Origin of the sequence: Frankia tisae (assembly GCF_025403405.1) — a bacterium.
GTDB classification, from domain to species: Bacteria; Actinomycetota; Actinomycetes; order Frankiales; family Frankiaceae; genus Frankia; species Frankia tisai.
In genome coordinates, this window is sequence record NZ_JANEZT010000653.1 from 1 (window position 1) to 1,741 (window position 1,741).

Sequence of the window (1,741 nt, forward strand, 5' to 3'; positions counted from 1 at the left end):
CCGCGGTACCCGCCGCGGCGAATGAACGCAGGCTTCTTCTCATTCCTCACCGTCTCTGTTCCTGTCCGGGCCTGCGTGTGGGCCGTCCACCAATGCGGGGACAGGCCCTTTCGAGCCCATTGCCGGCCCATGGGTGGTATTCGGGCCGATGCCCGGTCGGATCAGGCCGGCCGGGCCAGGGGCAGTACAAGGTATAGGGCGGCACAAGGCTGGATTCGGCGTGCCCCGGTGCGGGCGCCAGCGCTGCGCATTTCGTGGGCTCATCCGGCCGTGCGGCGCCCGCCGGGAAGATCGGGCTGCGGCGGTGGACCTTCCCGGCGAGGGAATAAGTGATGCGGCTCATTAACCGCCGGTTACAGCGCACCCGATTGGTGCCATCGGCCCGGCCGGATCACCGGTCCGGGTGACGCGACGATGCCTATCAGGACTGCGGACGCACGGTATTCCTGGGATCGAGGAGGCGCGCGGGTTCAGGGGCGCATCCCCGGCTACGGCCGCGTTTCCGGATTCGGCCCGTCGAAATCGCGCCCGGAAAAACTTTCCTGCATATCGGCTTGCCGGCGGGCAGGGCAAACTCGACCCCACCCTCGGTGGGCCTCGCGGAGCGCGCGACGCCGCCGGCCGATCGACGGGCGCCGCGTCCCAACCCCGGCGCGCCGCCCCCGGTGCACTCCGTGCCGGCCGAGGGCGACCGAGGCCAGGACGATCATCGCGGTCCCGACGCCGAGCGGGGTCAGCGGCTCACCGAGGAGCAGCGCCGCCCATGCCAGAGTCAGCACCGGCTGGGCGAGCTGGAGCCGCCCGACCCGCGCCACCCCGCCGAGGGCGAGCCCCCGATACCAGACGACGAAGCCGAGGAACATGCTCACGACGCTGACGTAGCCCAGGCCGGCGGCGGCCCCGACCGTCACGTGCCGCGGCGGATGCGCGGCGAGGCCGGCTGCGGCCAGCGGCACCGTGACCGGCAGCGCCGCCAGCAGCGCCCAGCAGATCACCGCCGCGCCGTCGACGCGCCGCGCGAGCATCCCACCCTCGGCATAACCGAGGCCGACGAGCACGACTGCGGCGAGCACCAGCAGGTCCGCCAGCCGCGGCCGGCCCGCGCCCTGGACCGCGGCAAAGGCCAGGACCGCGGCGAGCCCGACCCCCAGAGCCGCCCAGTACGGCGGGGCCGGCCGCTCCCCGGCCAGGACCACCGCGAACCCTGCCGTCGCCGCCGGCGCCAGGCCCACGACGACGGCGGCGTGCGCGACCGGGACGTCCCCGAGCGCCCACGAGGTGAGCAGCGGGAACCCGACGACCACGGTCGCGGCGATGACGATCGTCGCCACCCGTCCGTCCGGGGGGAGCAGGGGCAGACCGCGCCGGCGCAGCAGGGCCGCGGCGAGCCCCGCTGCCAGCACGGCGCGGCCGGCGCCGACGGTGAGCGCCCCGAAGGCCGGCTCGGCGGCCCTTGTCGCGACCAGCGTGAGGCTGAACGCCACCACTCCCGCGGTGCCCGACAGCAGCCCTCGCGCTTCCCTGCTCCCGACGAATGCGCTTTCCTTACCTCTCATGAAAGAGGATATCGGTGGAAGCGCAGCCGCAGCCGCAGCCGCAGCCGAGGTCGAGCCGCGTGGGTCGGTCGAGCCGCGTGGACCGGGCGAGCCGGGTGGACCGGGTGGGCAGGCGGGGATCGTCGACGAGCTGACCGCGCTGTGTGCCCGCCTGCCCGCGGGCTCGGCGCTGCCGAGCACCCGGG

The 1,741-nt window shown here is 74.4% G+C and carries 1 protein-coding gene and 1 pseudogene; one reads left to right on the forward strand and one right to left on the reverse strand.

Features of this window, described 5'->3' with window-relative positions:
• Positions 1-488: 488 nt before the first annotated feature.
• Positions 489-1,556, reverse strand: a complete 1,068-nt coding sequence (locus NBZ85_RS30855; RefSeq protein WP_261560072.1) for a DMT family transporter — start codon at positions 1,554-1,556, stop codon at positions 489-491.
• Here NBZ85_RS30855 and NBZ85_RS30860 point away from each other — a divergent pair.
• Positions 1,555-1,741 (forward strand): annotated as a pseudogene (locus NBZ85_RS30860) (hypothetical protein); the annotation flags it as partial. The gene NBZ85_RS30855 and the pseudogene NBZ85_RS30860 overlap by 2 nt on opposite strands.